Annotated in this window: 14 protein-coding genes and 1 riboswitch; of the genes, 11 read left to right on the top strand and 3 right to left on the bottom strand. The window is 70.7% G+C overall.

Features of this window, described 5'->3' with window-relative positions:
• Window positions 1-3: 3 nt before the first annotated feature.
• The 5 genes from ispG to L0P92_RS10350 all read left to right on the top strand — a co-directional run bounded on the left by ispG (window position 4) and on the right by L0P92_RS10350 (window position 5,430).
• Complete coding sequence (gene ispG, locus L0P92_RS10370) at window positions 4-1,179, top strand: flavodoxin-dependent (E)-4-hydroxy-3-methylbut-2-enyl-diphosphate synthase (protein WP_234762238.1); 1,176 nt, start codon at window positions 4-6, stop codon at window positions 1,177-1,179.
• A 31-nt stretch (window positions 1,180-1,210) separates the two neighbouring features.
• Complete coding sequence (dxs, locus tag L0P92_RS10365; RefSeq protein WP_234762237.1) at window positions 1,211-3,169, top strand: 1-deoxy-D-xylulose-5-phosphate synthase; 1,959 nt, start codon at window positions 1,211-1,213, stop codon at window positions 3,167-3,169.
• Window positions 3,166-4,551, top strand: coding sequence for an aspartate aminotransferase family protein (locus L0P92_RS10360; protein ID WP_234762236.1), 1,386 nt, complete (start codon window positions 3,166-3,168; stop codon window positions 4,549-4,551). The genes dxs and L0P92_RS10360 overlap by 4 nt, the downstream gene beginning before the upstream one ends.
• Window positions 4,552-4,666: 115 nt before the next feature.
• Complete coding sequence (locus L0P92_RS10355) at window positions 4,667-5,314, top strand: helix-turn-helix domain-containing protein (RefSeq protein ID WP_234762235.1); 648 nt, start codon at window positions 4,667-4,669, stop codon at window positions 5,312-5,314.
• On the top strand, window positions 5,311-5,430 hold the full coding sequence (locus L0P92_RS10350) for a DUF6126 family protein (RefSeq protein WP_048579905.1): 120 nt from the start codon (window positions 5,311-5,313) through the stop codon (window positions 5,428-5,430). Before L0P92_RS10355 ends, L0P92_RS10350 begins: the two co-directional genes overlap by 4 nt.
• A 45-nt stretch (window positions 5,431-5,475) precedes the next feature.
• On the opposite strand, the gene L0P92_RS10345 is transcribed toward L0P92_RS10350, so the two are convergent.
• Window positions 5,476-6,273, bottom strand: coding sequence for a tyrosine-protein phosphatase (locus L0P92_RS10345; protein ID WP_234762234.1), 798 nt, complete (start codon window positions 6,271-6,273; stop codon window positions 5,476-5,478).
• Between the two features lie 180 nt (window positions 6,274-6,453).
• Here L0P92_RS10345 and L0P92_RS10340 point away from each other — a divergent pair, with 180 nt between their 5' ends.
• The 4 genes from L0P92_RS10340 (at window position 6,454) to L0P92_RS10325 (ending at window position 11,788) form a co-directional block, all read left to right on the top strand.
• A complete protein-coding gene (locus L0P92_RS10340) occupies window positions 6,454-8,523 on the top strand; it encodes an alpha-galactosidase (RefSeq protein ID WP_234762233.1) in 2,070 nt (689 codons plus the stop codon).
• A 299-nt stretch (window positions 8,524-8,822) separates the two neighbouring features.
• Window positions 8,823-8,989: riboswitch (cyclic di-AMP (ydaO/yuaA leader) on the top strand.
• Window positions 8,990-8,993: 4 nt separating this feature from the next.
• Window positions 8,994-9,935 (top strand): M23 family metallopeptidase, encoded by a 942-nt coding sequence (locus L0P92_RS10335; protein ID WP_234762232.1) that lies wholly within the window; start codon window positions 8,994-8,996, stop codon window positions 9,933-9,935.
• 208 nt (window positions 9,936-10,143) lie between these two features.
• Window positions 10,144-10,857, top strand: a complete 714-nt coding sequence (locus L0P92_RS10330; protein ID WP_234762231.1) for a DUF6250 domain-containing protein — start codon at window positions 10,144-10,146, stop codon at window positions 10,855-10,857.
• A gap of 145 nt (window positions 10,858-11,002) precedes the next feature.
• Window positions 11,003-11,788, top strand: coding sequence for an SGNH/GDSL hydrolase family protein (locus L0P92_RS10325; RefSeq protein WP_234762274.1), 786 nt, complete (start codon window positions 11,003-11,005; stop codon window positions 11,786-11,788).
• Window positions 11,789-11,888: 100 nt separating this feature from the next.
• On the opposite strand, the gene L0P92_RS10320 is transcribed toward L0P92_RS10325, so the two are convergent.
• Together L0P92_RS10320 and L0P92_RS10315 are read right to left on the bottom strand one after the other, a co-directional pair.
• Window positions 11,889-12,509, bottom strand: coding sequence for a TetR/AcrR family transcriptional regulator (locus L0P92_RS10320; protein WP_234762230.1), 621 nt, complete (start codon window positions 12,507-12,509; stop codon window positions 11,889-11,891).
• Between the two features lie 70 nt (window positions 12,510-12,579).
• Window positions 12,580-13,758: a Glu/Leu/Phe/Val dehydrogenase dimerization domain-containing protein gene (locus L0P92_RS10315; RefSeq protein WP_234762229.1), complete on the bottom strand. Its 1,179-nt coding sequence runs from the start codon at window positions 13,756-13,758 to the stop codon at window positions 12,580-12,582.
• 210 nt (window positions 13,759-13,968) lie between these two features.
• Here L0P92_RS10315 and L0P92_RS10310 point away from each other — a divergent pair, with 210 nt between their 5' ends.
• On the top strand, window positions 13,969-15,225 hold the full coding sequence (locus L0P92_RS10310; protein ID WP_234762228.1) for an MBL fold metallo-hydrolase: 1,257 nt from the start codon (window positions 13,969-13,971) through the stop codon (window positions 15,223-15,225).
• Window positions 15,226-15,825: 600 nt separating this feature from the next.
• A partial coding sequence (locus L0P92_RS10305; RefSeq protein WP_234762227.1) for a sensor histidine kinase occupies window positions 15,826-18,316 on the top strand: 2,491 nt, incomplete at its 3' end.

Raw genomic sequence — 18,316 nt, 5'->3', positions numbered from 1 at the left:
GCCATGACCGCCATCTCCTTGGGCGTCCCCGAGGTGCCGGCCCGTCCGATCGCCGAGCGGCGGGTGTCGCGGCAGATCCAGGTCGGGCCGGTGGCGGTGGGCGGCGACGCCCCTGTCTCGGTGCAGTCCATGACGACGACCCGTACGTCCGACATTGGCGCCACCCTGCAGCAGATCGCCGAGCTCACCGCGTCCGGCTGCCAGATCGTGCGTGTGGCCTGTCCGACGCAGGACGACGCGGACGCGCTCGCGACCATCGCCCGGAAGTCGCAGATCCCGGTGATCGCGGACATCCACTTCCAGCCCAAGTACGTCTTCGCGGCCATCGAGGCCGGCTGCGCCGCGGTCCGTGTGAACCCCGGCAACATCAAGCAGTTCGACGACAAGGTCAAGGAGATCGCGCGGGCCGCGAAGGACCACGGCACCCCGATCCGCATCGGCGTCAACGCCGGCTCCCTCGACCTGCGGCTGCTGCAGAAGTACGGCAAGGCGACGCCCGAGGCCCTGGTCGAGTCGGCTCTCTGGGAGGCGTCGCTCTTCGAGGAGCACGACTTCCGGGACATCAAGATCTCGGTGAAGCACAACGACCCGGTGATCATGATCGAGGCGTACAAGCAGCTGGCCGCCCAGTGTGACTACCCGCTCCACCTCGGCGTGACCGAGGCCGGCCCTGCCTTCCAGGGCACGATCAAGTCGGCCGTCGCCTTCGGCGCACTGCTGTCGCGGGGGATCGGCGACACCATCCGGGTGTCCCTGTCCGCCCCGCCCGCCGAGGAGGTCAAGGTCGGCATCCAGATCCTGGAGTCGCTGGGGCTGAGGCAGCGGCGGCTGGAGATCGTCTCCTGTCCGTCGTGCGGACGTGCACAGGTCGACGTGTACAAGCTGGCCGACGAGGTCACGGCCGGCCTGGAAGGCATGGAAGTGCCGTTGCGGGTAGCCGTCATGGGCTGTGTGGTCAACGGCCCCGGCGAGGCGCGGGAAGCGGACCTGGGGGTGGCCTCCGGCAACGGCAAGGGTCAGATCTTCGTCAAGGGCGAGGTCATCAAGACCGTCCCCGAGTCGAAGATCGTCGAGACCCTGATCGAGGAGGCGATGAAGATCGCCGAGCAGATGGAGCAGGACGGGGCCGCATCGGGCGCCCCCGCCGTCACGGGGAAACCGGCAGTGACGGTGAGTTGAACCAAAGTACGGACCGAGAGGGGGCCCGAGCGTGACGATTCTGGAGAGCATCCGGGGACCACGTGACCTGAAGGCGCTGTCCGAGACGGAACTCGGTGATCTGTCCCATGAGATCAGGGAGTTCCTGGTGCACGCGGTCGCCAGGACCGGCGGACATCTCGGGCCCAATCTGGGGGTGGTGGAACTCTCCATCGCGCTCCACCGGGTCTTCGAGTCGCCGGTCGACCGCATCGTCTGGGACACCGGTCACCAGAGCTACGTGCACAAGCTGCTGACGGGACGTCAGGACTTCTCCAAGCTGCGCGGCAAGGGCGGTCTGTCCGGCTACCCCTCGCGCGAGGAGTCCGAGCACGACATCGTCGAGAACAGCCACGCCTCCACGGCGCTCGGCTGGGCCGACGGACTCGCCAAGGCCCGCGAGGTGCAGGGGGAGAAGGGCCACGTCGTCGCGGTGATCGGCGACGGGGCGCTGACCGGCGGCATGGCCTGGGAGGCGCTGAACAACATCGCGGCCGCCAAGGACCGGCCGCTGATCATCGTCGTCAACGACAACGAACGCTCCTACGCCCCGACCATCGGCGGGCTCGCCAACCACCTCGCGACCCTGCGCACGACCGACAGCTACGAGAAGGTCCTGGCCTGGGGCAAGGACGTACTGCTGCGGACCCCGCTGGTCGGCAACACGATCTACGAGTCGCTGCACGGCGCGAAGAAGGGCTTCAAGGACGCCTTCGCGCCGCAGGGCATGTTCGAGGACCTGGGCCTGAAGTACGTCGGTCCCATCGACGGGCACGACATCGGGGCCGTCGAGTCGGCGCTCAGGCGGGCCAAGCGCTTCCACGGGCCCGTGCTGATCCACTGCCTCACGGAGAAGGGGCGCGGCTACGAACCCGCCCTCGCCCACGAGGAGGACCACTTCCACACCGTCGGCGTGATGGACCCGCTGACCTGTGAGCCGCTCGCGCCGTCGGGCGGGCCGTCCTGGACCTCGGTGTTCGGCGAGGAGATCGTGCGGATCGGTCAGGAGCGGGAGGACGTCGTGGCGATCACGGCGGCCATGCTGCACCCGGTCGGGCTCGGCAAGTTCGCGGAGCGGTTCCCGGACCGGGTGTGGGACGTCGGGATCGCCGAGCAGCACGCGGCGGTGTCGGCGGCCGGGCTCGCGACGGGCGGACTGCACCCGGTCGTCGCCGTCTACGCCACCTTCCTCAACCGAGCCTTCGACCAGCTGCTGATGGACGTCGCGCTGCACCGGTGCGGGGTGACGTTCGTGCTGGACCGGGCCGGCGTCACGGGCGCCGACGGAGCCTCCCACAACGGCATGTGGGACATGTCGATCCTCCAGGTCGTGCCCGGCCTCAGGATCGCCGCGCCGCGCGACGCCGACCAGCTGCGGGCGCAGCTGCGGGAGGCCGTGGCGGTGGACGACGCGCCGACACTCGTACGGTTCCCGAAGGAGTCCGTCGGCCCGTCGGTCCCGGCCGTCGACCGGGTGGGCGGAGTGGACGTGCTGCGCCGGGACGCGGGCGAGCCGGAGGTGTTGCTGGTCGCCGTCGGCGTGATGGCGCCGGTGTGCCTCCAGGCCGCTGAACTGCTCCAGGCGCGCGGCATCAACTGCACCGTCGTCGACCCGCGCTGGGTGAAACCCGTCGACCCCGCTCTCGCGCCGCTGGCCGCACAGCACCGGCTGGTGGCCGTCGTCGAGGACAACAGCCGCTCGTCGGGCGTGGGCGCCGCCGTGGCGCTGGCGCTGGGCGACGCCGATGTCGACGTGCCCGTACGGCGGTTCGGCATCCCGGAGCAGTTCCTCGCACACGCCAAGCGCGGCGAGGTGCTCGCCGACATCGGGCTCACGCCCGTCGAGGTCGCCGGACGGATCAGCGCGAGCCTCGCCCTCAAGGACGCCGAGGACAGCCCGCCCGGCACCGAACAGGCCGGCGCCGGCCGGGGCGGCCATAGCGTCGTGCCAGTCAAGGAGAAAGCCGAATGACCACGGAGTTCGACCTCGGCCACCTCCTTGCCGAGCGCGGGGCCGAGCGCTACGAGCTGCACGGCAGGTATCTGAACCACCAGCTCCCGCGCATGCTGCACACCATCGGCTTCGACAAGGTCTACGAGCGTGCCGAGGGCGCCTATTTCTGGGACGCGGACGGCGACGACTACCTGGACATGCTCGCCGGGTTCGGGGTGATGGGCCTGGGGCGCCACCACCCCGTGGTCCGCAAGGCGCTGCACGACGTCCTCGACGCCGAGCTCGCCGACCTCACCCGCTTCGACTGCCAGCCGCTGCCCGGGCTGCTGGCGGAGAAGCTCCTCGCGCACAGCCCGCACCTGGACCGGGTGTTCTTCGGCAACAGCGGCACGGAGGCGGTGGAGACCGCGCTGAAGTTCGCCCGGTTCGTCACCGGCAAGCCGCGGGTGCTGTACTGCGACCACGCCTTCCACGGGCTGACCACCGGTTCCCTGTCCGTCAACGGCGAGTCCGGTTTCCGCGACGGCTTCGCCCCGCTGCTGCCTGACACGGCCGTACCGCTCGGCGATCTCGACGCCCTGGCACGGGAGTTGAAGAAGGGCGACGTGGCAGCCCTGATCGTCGAGCCGATCCAGGGCAAGGGCGTGCACGAGCCCCCGCCCGGCCATCTGCGGGCCGCCCAGGAACTGCTGCGCAGGCACAAGGCGCTGCTGATCGCCGACGAGGTGCAGACGGGACTGGGCCGTACCGGCGACTTCTACGCCTATCAGCACGAGGACGGTGTCGAGCCGGACCTCGTGTGTGTGGCCAAGGCGCTCTCCGGCGGCTATGTCCCGGTGGGTGCCACGCTCGGCAAGGACTGGATCTTCAAGAAGGTCTACTCGTCCATGGACCGCGTGCTGGTCCACTCGGCGAGCTTCGGGTCCAACGCGCAGGCCATGGCGGCCGGGCTCGCCGTGCTGTCCGTCATGGAGAACGAGCAGATCGTCGCGAACGCGCGGGCGACGGGGGAACTGCTGAAGTCCCGGCTCGCGGCACTGACCGACAAGTACGAGCTGCTCGCCGACGTGCGCGGGCGGGGCCTCATGGTCGGCATCGAGTTCGGCCGGCCCGACTCGCTGAAGCTGCGCAGCCGCTGGACCATGCTCCAGGCCGCACGCAAGGGCCTGTTCGCCCAGATGGTCGTGGTCCCGCTGCTGCGGCGGCACCGGATCCTCACCCAGGTCTCCGGCGACCACCTGGAGGTGATCAAGCTGATCCCGCCGCTCATCATCGGCGAGCGGGAAGTGGACCGGTTCGTCGACGCCTTCACCGATGTGATGGACGACGCGCACAGTGGCGGCGGACTGGTGTGGGACTTCGGCAAGACGCTGATCAAGCAGGCGGTCGCCAACCGATAGATGCGGGTCCGATAGATGCGGTTCAGGGAGGGCGGTCCAGGTCGGCGGGGGCTGGGCTTTTGCCTCAAAGGCAAGAAATTTGCCGGAGAGGCAAAGCTCGGGCTGAATGGAGAGCATGAGCTCTCCCGAAAGCGGGCCTCCCAAGAGCGAGTCGGAGGCCGATACGACGGGGCCGGTCGATGCCCTGCCCGTCGTCGCGCCCCAGCTCCGCGCGCTGCGCCGGCGCGCCTCCCTCACCCTGGAGGCCGCCGCCCGTTCCGCCGGGCTCTCGCCCGCGCATCTGTCCCGGCTGGAGACCGGGCAGCGCCAGCCCTCGCTGCCCATGCTGCTCGCACTCGCGCGTATCTACGGTACGACTGTCTCCGAGCTGCTCGGCGAGACGGTCGCCGACCGGGACGCCGTGGTGCGCTCGGCCGACATGGAGCCGACCGCGGCCGGCGGGTGGACGTACTGGCAGGCCGGCGCCTCCGGGCGCGGGATGCAGGCCCTGCGGGTCCGTGTGCCGTACGGCTCGCAGGGCGACATCGTGCGCGTGCACCCCGGCGAGGAGTGGCTCTACGTCCTCGAAGGCAGACTGCGGCTGCGTCTCGGGGACACCACGCACCGGCTCGCGCCCGGCGACAGCGCGCACTTCGACTCGCTCACCCCGCACCGCATCGCCGCCCAGGACCCGGGCGGGGTCGAGCTCCTGTTCGTCCACACCCTGCTGCAGAGCCCCACGGCCACGCTGTGCCTGGGTCCCACCCCTGGAGAGATGCCATGAGCAACCTGGAGGAGAAGTTCCCGCGCGCCCTGTGGGTGCGGCTCATCATCTACATCGCGGTGGGGCACGTCTTCGCGGCCTTCATCTACCTGCTGTTCGAGGTGGGCGCGAAGTAGGCACGGGCGCGTGGCCCGGGCACGGGTGCGTGGCGGCGGCCGAGGTCAGTCGAGCAGGCGCTCCCGCAGCCGCTCCCGGAGTTCAGGGGTGAGCCCGAGGCCCTGCTCCAGGTAGGCGTCGACGCCGCCCCAGGTCTCGTCGATCGTCTCGAAGGCCGCCGCCAGATACTCGGCCCGCGCGTCGAACAGCGGGCTGAGCAGCTCCATGATCTCGGGCGAGTAGGCGGAGGCGTCGCTGCCGCTGCGGCGCACCTTGTAGCGGCGGTGCTTGGCGTTGGACTCCAGGTAGTCGGCGATGATCGCCTCGCGCTCGACGCCGAGGGCCAGCAGCGTCACCGCGATCGACAGGCCCGCGCGGTCCTTGCCGGCCGCGCAGTGCATCAGGGCGGGGACGCTGTCCTCCGCGAGGGAGTGCAGCACCTGGGAGTGCTCGGCGGTGCGCTCCTTGATGATCGTCCGGTAGGAGGCGATCATCCGGCCCGCGCCCTTGCCGTCCGCCAGTATCTCCCGCAGCTGGTCGATGTCGCCGTCGCGGACCATCTTCCAGAACTCCGCGCCGTCCGCGGGGTCGGACAGCGGCAGGTTCACATTGCGCACCCCCGGCAGCTCCACATCGGCCCCTTCGAGCTTCTGGTCGGCCGCGTTGCGGAAGTCGAAGATCGTGTGCAGCCCGAGGGAGCCGAGGAACGTGGCGTCGTCGTCGGTCGCGTGCGCGAGGTGGCCGCTGCGGAACAGGACCCCGTGCCGCACCCGCCGTCCGTCCACGGTCGGCAGTCCGCCCACGTCGCGGAAGTTGCGAACTCCGGCCAGTTCGGGCTCGGTCGACGGGATCTGCTGCGTCACGGGGGCTCCTCCCAGTCGGCCCCGGCGGCGCGGCTCGGCGATGCGGCCGACGGGGTGCGCTCTCGACCATACGACATGGCTTCCTGGGGCAATGAGTTGTCCACAGGCGTTGCCTCAGGGGCAGGCGGACCTTGATGATGTTGGTACTTGATCGCACCTGTTCGTCTCTGTGAGGGCTTGATGCTGGAGATCTCCGACAACGGCCGTACGTGGCTCCTGACCGGGCCGACCAGCAGTTACGCCGTCCATCTGACCGACGCCGACGAGCTTCTGCACCTCCACTGGGGGCCGCGGATCGCGCTCGCCGACGCCGAGGCCCTCGCCGTACGCCCGCTGCCGGAGTACTGGCCCTTCGAGTCCCCGCTCGACGGGCGCGAGGAGTACCCGGTCGAGGGCGGCCCCCGCTTCGTACGGCCCGCCCTGTCCGTGCGCACCGAGGAGCGGCGCGGCACCGAGTGGGGCTTCGAGCGGTACGAGTCCGACGGGGACGAGCTGCGGTTGCGGTTCCGCGACGACGGGCTGACCGTCACCCTGCACTACCGGATGCGCGGGGACGTCGTGGAGCGCTGGGTGACCCTGGACAACCAGGGGCCCGCCCTGGAGCTGCTGCGCGCCGACTCGGCGACCTGGACGCTGCCCGACCGCGAGGACTGGCGGCTGTCGCAGCTGCACGGCCGCTGGGGCGCCGAGTCCCGGCTGGCGCGGGCTCCCCTCACCTACGGTGAGAAGGTCATCGGCAGCCGCCGCGGCCACACCGGGCACCAGCACCTGCCGTGGGTCGCGCTCGACACGGACGCCACCGAGGAGCGCGGGGAGGTCTACGGCTGCGCGCTGGGCTGGTCCGGGTCCTGGCGTATCGCCGTCGCGCAACTCCCCGACGCGCGCGTGCAGATCACCGGCGGGGCCGGGTACGACGACTCGGGCCTGCTGCGGCTGGCGCCGGGGGAGTCCTTCACCACGCCGGTCTTCGCCGGTCTGTGGAGCGACGGCGGCTTCGGCGGGGCGAGCCGCGCCTGGCACGCGTACCAGCGCGCGTATGTGATCCCGAACGCCGACCAGGACCGGCCGGTGCTGTTCAACTCCTGGGAGGCGACGGAGTTCGACATCTCCGAGGAGCAGCAGAGTCTGCTCGCGCGGCGGGCCGCGGCCATCGGCGTCGAGCTGTTCGTCGTCGACGACGGCTGGTTCGGGACGCGCACCAGCGACCGCGCGGGCCTCGGCGACTGGACGCCCAACCCCGACCGCTTCCCGTCCGGTCTCAAGCCGCTCGCCGAGTACGTGCACGCGCTCGGCATGCAGTTCGGCATCTGGGTCGAACCGGAAATGGTCAACCCGGACAGCGAGCTGTACCGCGCGCACCCGGACTGGGTCCAGCATCAAACGGGACGAAAGCGGACGGAGTTCCGCAATCAGCTCGTACTCAACCTCGCGCGCGACGACGTCCAGGAGTACCTCTGGAAGCAGCTCGACGAGCTTCTCTCCAGCGCCCCGATCGACTATGTGAAGTGGGACTTCAACCGCTGCTTCACCGACGCAGGCTGGCCCGGCGAGCCCTACCCGCAGCGCCTGTGGGTCGACCACGTGCACGCTCTGTACGGCCTGCTGGACCGGCTGCGCGCGGCCCACCCGGGAGTCGCCTTCGAGTCCTGCTCGGGCGGCGGCGGACGGATCGACCTCGGCGTGCTCGGCCGCACGGACCAGGTGTGGACCTCGGACAACACCGACCCCCTCGACCGGCTCGCCATCCAGCACGGCTTCAGTCAGCTCCACCCCGCCCGGGCCATGGCCGCCTGGGTCACCGACAGCCCGAACGCCATGCTCAACCATCGCGCCAGCTCCCTGCGCTTCCGGTTCGTGAGCGCCATGGCCGGGGTGCTCGGCGTCGGCGGCGACCTCACCCGGTGGACCGAGGAGGAGCTCGCCGAGGCCCGGGAATGGGTGACCCGCTACAAGGAGATCCGGCCCGTGGTGCAGCGCGGCGACCTGTACCGGCTGCGGGCTCCGCGGGGCGGGCTGAGCGCGGTGCAGTACACACTCGGGGACGAAACGGTCGTTTTCGCCTGGCTCCAGGCGCAGAGCTTCGGCGAGCCCGTCCCGGCGCTGCGCTTGCGCGCCCTCGACCCGACAGCGTCGTATGAATGCCTTGAAACGGGCGAAGTTCACCGAGGTGCCGTACTGGCACATCACGGACTTCGCGTCGGCCTCCGCGGCGACCTTGATGCGACGGTTATCCGGCTGCGCCGCATCTAGGGTTTCTGTCCGAATTGGCGCCTTCATTCCAACTCGCTCTGCAGTAAAGGAAGGTGGAGCAATGTCACGTGAGGAGCGTCATATTCGTGACCGTGAGTCGCCCGTCATGTTCATGTAATTCACCTGCTTTTCATGGGGTTTTGAGTCCGGCAGTGCCTCGATAATTCACGCAGGGTGACGGGTAATTCCCACAAGGGATCAACAGGAACGCATTCGGACGGAACCTCTCACTTGTTCCCTTGCGTCTTCCTCGCTTACGTTCGCCACCAATCCGGACGGACGCCGAATCCTGCCGCCGACCGGATCCCGCGCAAACTCACCCGTGAACGGCAGGAGCGGGGGACCCACAGGTACAACCGCCTGTTCCGGTCTCCGGAACAGGCTTGGGGTCAAGTCGCGTCCCCACGCGACCGGGCATCTCCAGCCCGCACCCGACAGCTCACCTCGCAGGCGCCGGAGAGGAATTCGCCATGCCCGCGAAGGGTAAGCACCGCCGTCCGAAGTCCCTGCGCTTCACCCGCTCCATCGCCGTCGCCGGAACCGGTGGCGCCGCTCTCGCTCTCCCGCTCATCGGTGCCACCGGTGCCCACGCCGCACCCTCGCAGTCCGTTTCGGAAAAGGCCGTTCAGTCCCTTCCGGTCGCTGAGAAGAAGGCCGTCGAGAAGAAGGCCTCCGACAAGAACGCGGGCCCGCGGACCTATTCGGTGAAGGTCGGCGACTACCTCTCGAAGATCGCCGACGAGCAGAACGTCAGCGGTGGCTGGAAGAAGCTCTACGCCGACAACCGCGAAGCCGTCGGCGACGACCCGTCGCTGATCCACCCCGGCCTGAAGCTCTCCCTCGGCGGCAAGAAGGCGACGACGAGCGCCCCCAAGTCGTCGCCTGCTCCCTCGTCTTCCTCCTCAGCGCCTTCCAAGTCGTCCTCCGGCTCGACCGCCTCGAAGCCCTCCGCCGCGAAGGCGGCCACGACCGACCAGAGCGCCGAGAACGCGGGCACCTCCAGCGGCTTCTCCGCCCCCCTCGACGGCGCCGCCGTCGGCACCGCGTACAAGGTGGCGGGCAGCATGTGGTCCAGCGGCTACCACACCGGTGTCGACTTCTCCGCCGCCACCGGCACCCCGCTGAAGGCGGTCGGCGCGGGCACCGTCGTCTCGGCCGGCTGGGGCGGCGCGTACGGCAACCAGGTCGTCATCCGGCTCGCCGACGGCTACTACGCCCAGTACGCCCACCTGTCCTCGCTGTCCGTCTCGAGCGGCCAGACGGTGACCGCGGGCCAGCAGATAGGCCTCTCCGGCGCGACCGGCAATGTGACCGGCCCGCACCTCCACTTCGAGATCCGCACCACGCCGGACTACGGCTCCGACCTCGACCCGGTCGCCTACCTCCGCTCCAAGGGCGTGGCCATCGGCTGACGGCGGCCCTGCGCACACACCACCTGCCTGACACGCAACCGAAGGCCGGACCTCGATCCCCGGGTCCGGCCTTCGGTGTGCGCGGGGCGGGGCTGCGTGGCTCGGGGTGTCGACAGCGCGGGGGTGATGGAGGGAGAGTGATCTCCGACCGGTTGGAGCAAGCGCTTTCTGTGTCATGTGTCGTCGCCCCAGCGAAGGAGCCCATTCCGTGACAACCACGCGCAGAGCATTCGGAGTCCTGGCCGCAGGTGCCGCCCTCGGAGCGCTGGCCCCCGCCGCCGCGGCGAGTGCCTCTCCCGGCCGCCGGCTGATCGCCCGCGACGACTTCCGCCACGGCCTGGACCAATGGGTCACCGAGTTGCAGGACGGCGGCACCGTCACCGCCGCCCACGGTGTGCTGGAGATCGACGTACCGGGCGGGGCGACGGTCTGGTTCAAGAAGCGGCTCGAAGGACCGTACGTCCTCCAATACACGGCCACCGCCGTCTCGGCCGGCGGACCCAACGACCGGGTCTCCGACCTCAACAACTTCTGGAACGCCCTCGACGTCCGCTCCCCGGACGACCTCTTCGCCACGCGGCGGGGCGGCGCGCTGGAGGAGTACGACCACCTCAAGACGTACTACGCCGGATACGGCGCCAACTACAACACCACGACACGACTGCGCCGGTACGTCGGCCAGGCCGGGGTCCGTCCGCTGGTCTTCGACTACACGGAGCCGCTGCTGGTGGCCAATCAGCCGAACCGGGTCCGTATCGTCTCCGACGGCTCGACCGTCCAGTGGTGGAACAACGGCCGGCTCGTCTTCGACCACATCGACCAGGAGCCGTACACCGGTGGGCACTTCGCCTTCCGGACCGTATGGAGCCACTTCCGGGTCAGCGACTTCCGCGTATGGCGGCTGCGCCCACAACACCCCTGATCAGAGGGATATTCCAGGTTTGGCGAATCCTTTGGAAGTGGCTTATCTCACCGCTCGTCAACCCTTGCCTACGGTCGCGTAGGTCACATTCGAAGGTGAATCATGTGCCGATGTGGCAGACGATTCGAAGAGTGACAGCAGATCAGTGATCGGGTCGTACGTCGCGGTGGGGGACAGCTTCACCGAGGGCGTCGGCGACCCCGGCCCCGACGGGGCGTTCGTCGGTTGGGCCGACCGGTTCGCGGTTCTGCTCGCGGACCGGCGCCCCGAGGGCGACTTCAACTACACGAACCTCGCCGTGCGCGGCAAACTGCTCGACCAGATCATCGAGGACCAGCTCCCGAAGGCCGTCGAACTGGCCCCGGACCTGGTCTCGTTCTGTGCGGGCGGCAACGACATCATCCGACCCGGAACCGACCCCGACGAGGTCGCCGAGCGCTTCGAGCGGGCCATCGCCCGGCTCACCGCCGTGGCCGGCACCGTCATGGTGACGACCGGCTTCGACACCCGTGGCGTGCCCGTGCTGAAGCATCTGCGCGGCAAGATCGCCACCTACAACGGGCATGTGCGGGCCGTCGCCGACCGGTACGGCTGCCCGGTGCTCGACCTGTGGTCCCTGAAGACCGTTCAGGACCGCCGGGCCTGGGACGACGACCGGCTCCACCTGTCTCCCGAGGGGCACACACGCGTGGCGCTCCGCGCGGGCCAGGTCCTCGGCCTGGAGGTCCCGGCCGACCCCGACCAGCCCTGGCCGGCGCTCCCGCCCCGCGGCACCCTGGAGATCCGCCGGGACGACGTCCACTGGGCGCGTGAGTACCTGGTGCCGTGGATCGGACGCCGCCTGCGCGGCGAGTCGTCGGGGGACCATGTGACGGCCAAGGGTGCCCTGTCCCCGGACGACATCAAGATGCGGATCGAATCGGTGGCCTGAAGCGCCGCTTCGTGTCGATGTGGGCCGCGTCCTGGCCGGGGCGCGGCCCACACGGCTGTCGTGGACGCTGTGAGGCGGAACCGCCCGGCGATCGACGACCTCACCGTGCCGACGCCGTCAACGCCTCCCGCTCAAGGCCCAGTTCCCGGGCCAGCGCCTCGTCCACCCACTCCTGGGCACGCGCGCGTGACACCGCGCCGCGGTACGACGTCAGCTGTACGGCGAGCCCGTCGAGGAGGGCCGTGAGCCGCAGCGCCGTGCCGCTGGGGTCGGCGCAGACGAACTCGCCCGCGGCCACGCCCTGGGTGATGACCTCGGCGATGGCGCCCTTCCACTGCCGGTCGAGGTCCCGCGTGACCTCCTGCAGCGCGGGCTCGCGCAGCGCCCCCGCCCAGCCCTCGATCCACAGCCGCCAGCCCTTGGCCTGACCGGTCGGCGCGTACCAGCGCACGGCCGTCCGCAGCCGGCGCAGCGCCGTCGTACGGCGGCCGAGGATCCTGCGCAGACGGGCCAGATCGCCCTCGGCCGCGTGGGCGAACGCGGCGGCGACCAGCTTCTCCTTCGTGGCGAAGTGGTAGAGCACCAGCGCGTTGCTCACGTCGAGCGCCGAGGCCACGTCGGCGATCCTGACCGCCGCCACGCCCCGCGCCTCTATCTGCTCGACGGCGGCCCGCAGCAACTCCTCGCGCCGCTCCGCCACGCTCAACCGCACTCTTGCCACCCGGTCACCCTAAAGCCTCGTCATGGACTGTTCCCGGGCCGAGGCCAGGTCACGAGCCCCTCGTCCGGCGTTACCGGTGCCGGCCGAACCGTTCGGCGATCACCGGCAGCCGGTCCTCAGCGATGGCGTGCGCGGCGGCCCGGGGCGTCGTCCCGTCGGCCTCCGCCCGGGCCAGCGTGAGGTCGGTCAAAGCGCGCATCGAGCGCCGCGTGTGGGCGAACGCCTCGTCCGCCGACGCTCCGATGTCGCCGAACAGCGTCCACCACCACCAGGCGTTCGTGGCCGAGTTGACCACGACGTCCGGCAGCACGGTCACGCCCCGCGCGGCCAGCGCCTCCTCCGCGTCCGGCCGTACGGGCATGTTGGCCGCCTCGGCGATCCAGCGGGCGGTGACGCGCCCCTGGTTCGAGGCGTCGATCACGTAAGAGACGGCCGCCGGCACCAGCACCTCGGCCTCGACCGACAGCCAGGCCTCGCCCGGCAGTTCACGGTCGCCCCGGCGCAGCGCCGCGCGATCGATCGTGCCGTACGCGTCCCGCGCCGCCAGCAGGCTCTCGACGTCGAGGCCCGCCGGGTTGGCGATCGTGCCCTTGATGTCGGCGACGGCCACGACCGTGAGCCCCGCGCGCGTGAGGAAGCGTGCCGTGGCCCCGCCCATCGTCCCGAGGCCCTGTACGGCGACACGCGTACGCCAGCGCGGCACACCGGCCCGGTCCAGCGCCGTGAGCACCGACTCGGCGACCCCGCAGCCGCCGACCAGCTCGTCCAGCCCGATGCCGTCCACCTCGACCGCGAACGCGTCCGCGAGCCGCCGACGCGCGCCGGCCTCGTCGTCGAGCAGCGGATACACGGCCTGCACGGACGAGACGAGCCCCGCCTCGGCGGCCGCCCGGTCGACCACTTCCTGGGTGAGTCCGAGGTCCTCGCCCGTGGTCCAGAAGCTCTCGATGTACGGCCGCATGGTCCGCAGGTAGCGCACCAGGAGCCCGTACGCCTCCGGATCCCGGGGATCACAGTCGATGCCGCCCTTGGCGCCGCCCAGCGGGACGTACCGGGCCTCGGGGTCGTAGTGCAGGGCTTCCTTCAGGCTCATGCCGCGGGCGAGCCCGGCGACCTCCTCCGACGTGCATCCCGGCCGCATGCGCAACCCGCCGCTGGACACGCCGCGCACCAGGCGGTCGATGACCAGGAAGCCCTGGCGGCCGGTGACCTCGTCGGTCCAGGTGAGCGACAGCAGGGGGGTGGTCATGGGGTCTCCGGGGAGGGGCGAGGGCTGTGGGCCGCGCTCTTACTGAACGATGGGTCAGTATCGGAGGCGGATGAGGACATGTCAACGTGCGAAGTGGAGCCGACCGCAGCGGAATGGATCAGGGAGTACAGCGGAATGGATCAGGGGGGTACGGGGTTGTCGGAGGGGCCGACCATAATGGATTTCTCACCGACTCCACCTGGAGGTACCGTGGCCGGTTTCCGTTTCCCGAGCTCCGGGCTGCGTGCCCTGCGGCCCGAGGCCTTCGGCGTGGACCCGAGCGGTGAGCGCATGGCGCGCATCCGCAGATCGCCGCACTTCCGGGACGGGGTCTTCCAGAACCCCGGGGGCGCCGCCCGCACCAGACCGTCCGGATCGATGCTGGAGTTCGCCAAGGTCTTCTTCGACCGGGACACCCGGCCCCGCCGCGCTCCGAAGTCTCCCGTGCCGATCCACCCCACCACCTACGCCGACCTGGCGAAACCGCCCGTCGACGGACTGCGCCTGACCTGGATGGGACATTCGAGCGTCCTCGCCGAGATCGACGGGCGCCGGGTTCTCTTCGACCCCGTGTGGGGCGAGCGCTGCTCGCCGTTCCCCTTCGCGGGGCCGAAGCGGCTGCATCCCGTGCCACTGCCCCTCGCCGCGCTCGGGCCGGTCGACGTCGTCGTCATCTCGCACGACCACTACGACCATCTCGACCTGCCCACGATCAAGGCCCTGGTCGGCACGGACACCCTGTTCGCCGTACCGCTCGGCGTCGGCGCCCACCTCGAACACTGGGGCGTGCCCGCCGACCGGCTGCGCGAGCTGGACTGGCACGAGACGACGAAGATCGGCGGCCTCACCCTGACGGCCACCCCGGCCCGCCACTTCTGCGGCCGCGGCCTGCGCAACACCCAGCACACCCTCTGGGCGTCCTGGGTGGTCGCCTCGGACGAGCACCGGATCTACCACAGCGGCGACACCGGCTACTTCGAGGGCTTCAAGGACATCGGCGCCGAACACGGCCCGTTCGACGCCACGATGATCCAGCTCGGCGCCTACTCGGACTTCTGGCCCGACATCCACATGACGCCGGACGAGGCCGTCCGCGCCCACCTCGACCTTCAGGGCGGCGACCCGGCCGCTGGCGTCATGCTGCCCATCCACTGGGGCACCTTCAACCTGGCGACGCATCCGTGGGCCGAGCCGGCGGAACGGACCACGCGGGCCACGCACAAGGCCGGGGTCACCATGGCGGCGCCCGTCTGCGGCGAGCCTTTCGAGCCGGCCTCGGTGCCGCCCGTGACGCCGTGGTGGCGCGCGGCGGCCGAGGAGCCTGCCGAGGGGTGGCCGACCTGGCCGCCGGTCGTGGCGGGGCCGGACGGAGCGGATGCACAGGACGCACAGGCCGCACCAGACGCATTGGACACGCAGGACACGCAGGACCGGCCGGACAGGCCTGGCAGCGTGGCGGTCGGCTAGCGCGACCGCGACCTTGGTGGGCCCCGTCGGTTGTGGGACGGGGCTCACTGTCTTCCGGGCGCCCATTCGGGCGCCCGCTGTTGTTCGTGCGCCCTTTTGGAACGGTTCGCGCGGGGCGCGTGGGGGCACTGCTGGGCGCTCGCGGAGCAGCGCGCGCGGATACGGCCCGTGACATGGCCGGGGTCGGTGATCAAGGCGCCTGCAGCGCTGAATCGTCCCGGCCGGGGGCGGCTGCGGCGGCCGAGGGCGAGAGTAGTGGGGGCCGCGAGGCGTGCGGCGGCTGAAGCCCCCCGCCGCTCGACTTTTCTTCGTGACCACTTCTGACCAGGTCCGATCGTTCGAATGCTCCTTGTGGGCGAACGGTGGAGCTGGTTATCGGTCTGTCGTACGAGACCTCATACCAGAGCGGGACGCTGCCTGCGGGACTTTGTCAACTGCCCACCGCACTTGATGCGGAGGCGACTACTGTCAGTGTCCGTTGGGCGACACGGAGCCGAATTCGTCGGCTCCGTCGACCGACATCGCGATGGCGCATGCCCCGGGCCGCGCAGACCGCGCGCACCCCAAGGCCCCGACCGACGGACCAGTACGAGGACCCTGATGTCTCAACTCCGCGCCCCGGCCGCACGCGCAGACCGCCGTGAGGGCGGGCGGCACGGGCGCCCGGCCGCACGCACCGCAACCGCGCTGCCCGAGACCCACATACGGCCCCAGTTGCTGCGCCTGGCAGTGCTGCCACCCGTCGCGGTGACCCTCAGCGCCTGCGCGGCCGTGCTCTTCGTCATGCGCTCCACCGGCGCACGGCCGAGCCTCACCCTGTGGGGCGTGCTGGCCGGCGCGGTCTCGGTGACCGTGGCGGGCATCCTGATCGCGGCGGTGGCCGCCAACCGCACCGCCAGATCCGTGAGCGACCGCATCGGCGCACTGCGCCGCAACAGCGCGCGCGGTGAAGCCGATCTGCGCACGCTCGTCGAGGCCCTGCGCCGCGGTGACGGTCCGCCCAAGCGCAAGCCGCGCAGCGGTCCGCCCGAGGGCGCCGACGACTTCGAACTGCTCGCCTCCGATCTGGCCCGTGCCCATGACGGAGCCGTCACCGCCGTCGTCCAGGCATCCCAGCTCTCCAGCCAGGCCGGCAGCGAACAGAAGCTCGAGGTCTTCGTCAACCTCGCCCGGCGCCTTCAGTCGCTCGTGCACCGGGAGATCTCCATCCTCGACGAGCTGGAGAACGAGATCGAGGACCCCGACCTGCTCAAGGGCCTCTTCCACGTCGACCACCTCGCCACCCGCATCCGCCGCCACGCCGAGAACCTCGCCGTGCTCGGCGGCGCCGTCTCCCGCCGCCAGTGGAGCAACCCGGTCTCCATGACCGAGGTGCTGCGCTCGGCCATCGCGGAGGTCGAGCAGTACTCGCGGGTCAAGCTGGTGCCGCCGATCGACGGCACCCTGCGCGGACACGCCGTCGCCGACGTCATCCACCTGCTGGCCGAACTGGTCGAGAACGCCACGGTGTTCTCCGCCCCGCACACCCAAGTCCTGCTCCGGGCCAACCTGGTGACCTCGGGGCTCGCCGTCGAGGTCGAGGACCGCGGGCTGGGCATGCCCGTCGGCGAGCAGAGCCGCATGAACGCCCTGCTCGCCGACCCCGACCAGGTCAACGTGGCCAGCCTGCTGGCGGACGGACGGATCGGACTGTTCGTCGTCTCCCAGCTCGCCAAGCGGCACGGCATCCATGTACGGCTCCAGACCAACATCTACGGCGGTGTCCAAGCCGTACTCGTCGTGCCGCAGGGGTTGTTGGGGGCGGAACCGGAGGGCCGCCGTGGCGGAGCGCCGCGGGTGCAGGATGCGCATGGTGCGGCAAGCGCCGCTGCTGGAGCTGGAGCTGGAGCTGGAGGTGCTGGCGCGGGCGTGCCGTCGCGCTCCACGCCGCAGGCACGTGCACAGCAGGTGCCGGTGCCGCCGCAGCAGCATCGGCAGTCCACGTCGGCCGCATCGGCTGCATCGCCCGCGTCGGCGGCGTCGGAGGGCGGGCAGCGAGGTGCGGCCGAGGTCTCCGCGGGCGTCCAGCGTCGCCAGCAGCCGCAGGCCCAGCCTCAGTCTCAGCCGCAGTCCGGTGGCTGGAGCGCGGCCTCCGGGGGGCGTGGCACCGGCCCGGCGCCGTTGCCCGTGCGCGGCGCTCGCGAGGAGCGGGCGAATCCGGCGGAGGCCGTGCCCGGCATCAGGCCCGACGAACGTCGGGTCGTCGCGGAGAACACCGCCACGCCGCCGACCCCGCGCACCGGAACCGTCCGCGGCACCATGGGCAAGCCCCAACTGCCCCGACGCCGGGCCCAGGAACACATCGTGCCCCAGCTGCGGAGCGCGCCCGTGCCCCGCCAGGAGACCGACGAGTTGGCCGGGCACGACCCGGGGCTGATGGCCGCCTTCCAGCGGGGGATCGGGCTCGCCGAGACGCAGCAGCACATGGAGTCGGCACATGGGGAGGCCGCCCACATGGAGTCGACGCACATGGAGTCGGCGCACATGGGGTCGGCACATATGGATGCCGGGCATGTGGAGGTCGGGCATGTCGAGACCGGACGTATGGACGCCGGACATACGGGTGCCGAGCACATGGGCGACGGGCACATGGGCGACGGGCACATGGATGCGGGGCACCTGGGCGTCAGCCACATGGGCACCTCGCACACAGTGCCAGGCCACATGGGCTCGGGACACACAGCGTTCGACCACACAGGGCCCGACCACATGAGCGCGAGCCACATGGACGCAGCCCACGTGGACGCGGCCCACATGGACTCGACGCACACCACCAGCACCCAAGGCACCACGTCCGCCTACACCCCCTCGCCGCACCAGCCCGCCGACCGGACGTCGACCGACCCGGAGGACCCGACACGCCTGGAGTTCATGCGCCCGGCGTCGTTCCATCTGGAGTCGACGAGCCTCGACGCCGGGCGGGTGCAGCCCACACCGTCCGCACGTCTGCGTCCGACATCCCTGGATTCCCTCCACACAGACGCGACCTCCATGAACTCCCGGCCATCCATGGACGCATCGCCCATGGACCCGCCCCACATCACCCAGACCC

The sequence above is a fragment of the Streptomyces muensis genome (genome assembly GCF_021474425.1).
Classification (GTDB): Bacteria; Actinomycetota; Actinomycetes; order Streptomycetales; family Streptomycetaceae; genus Streptomyces; species Streptomyces muensis.
The sequence above is the reverse complement of the archived record's forward strand: the minus strand, read 5'-3'. Positions and strand labels throughout refer to the sequence as shown.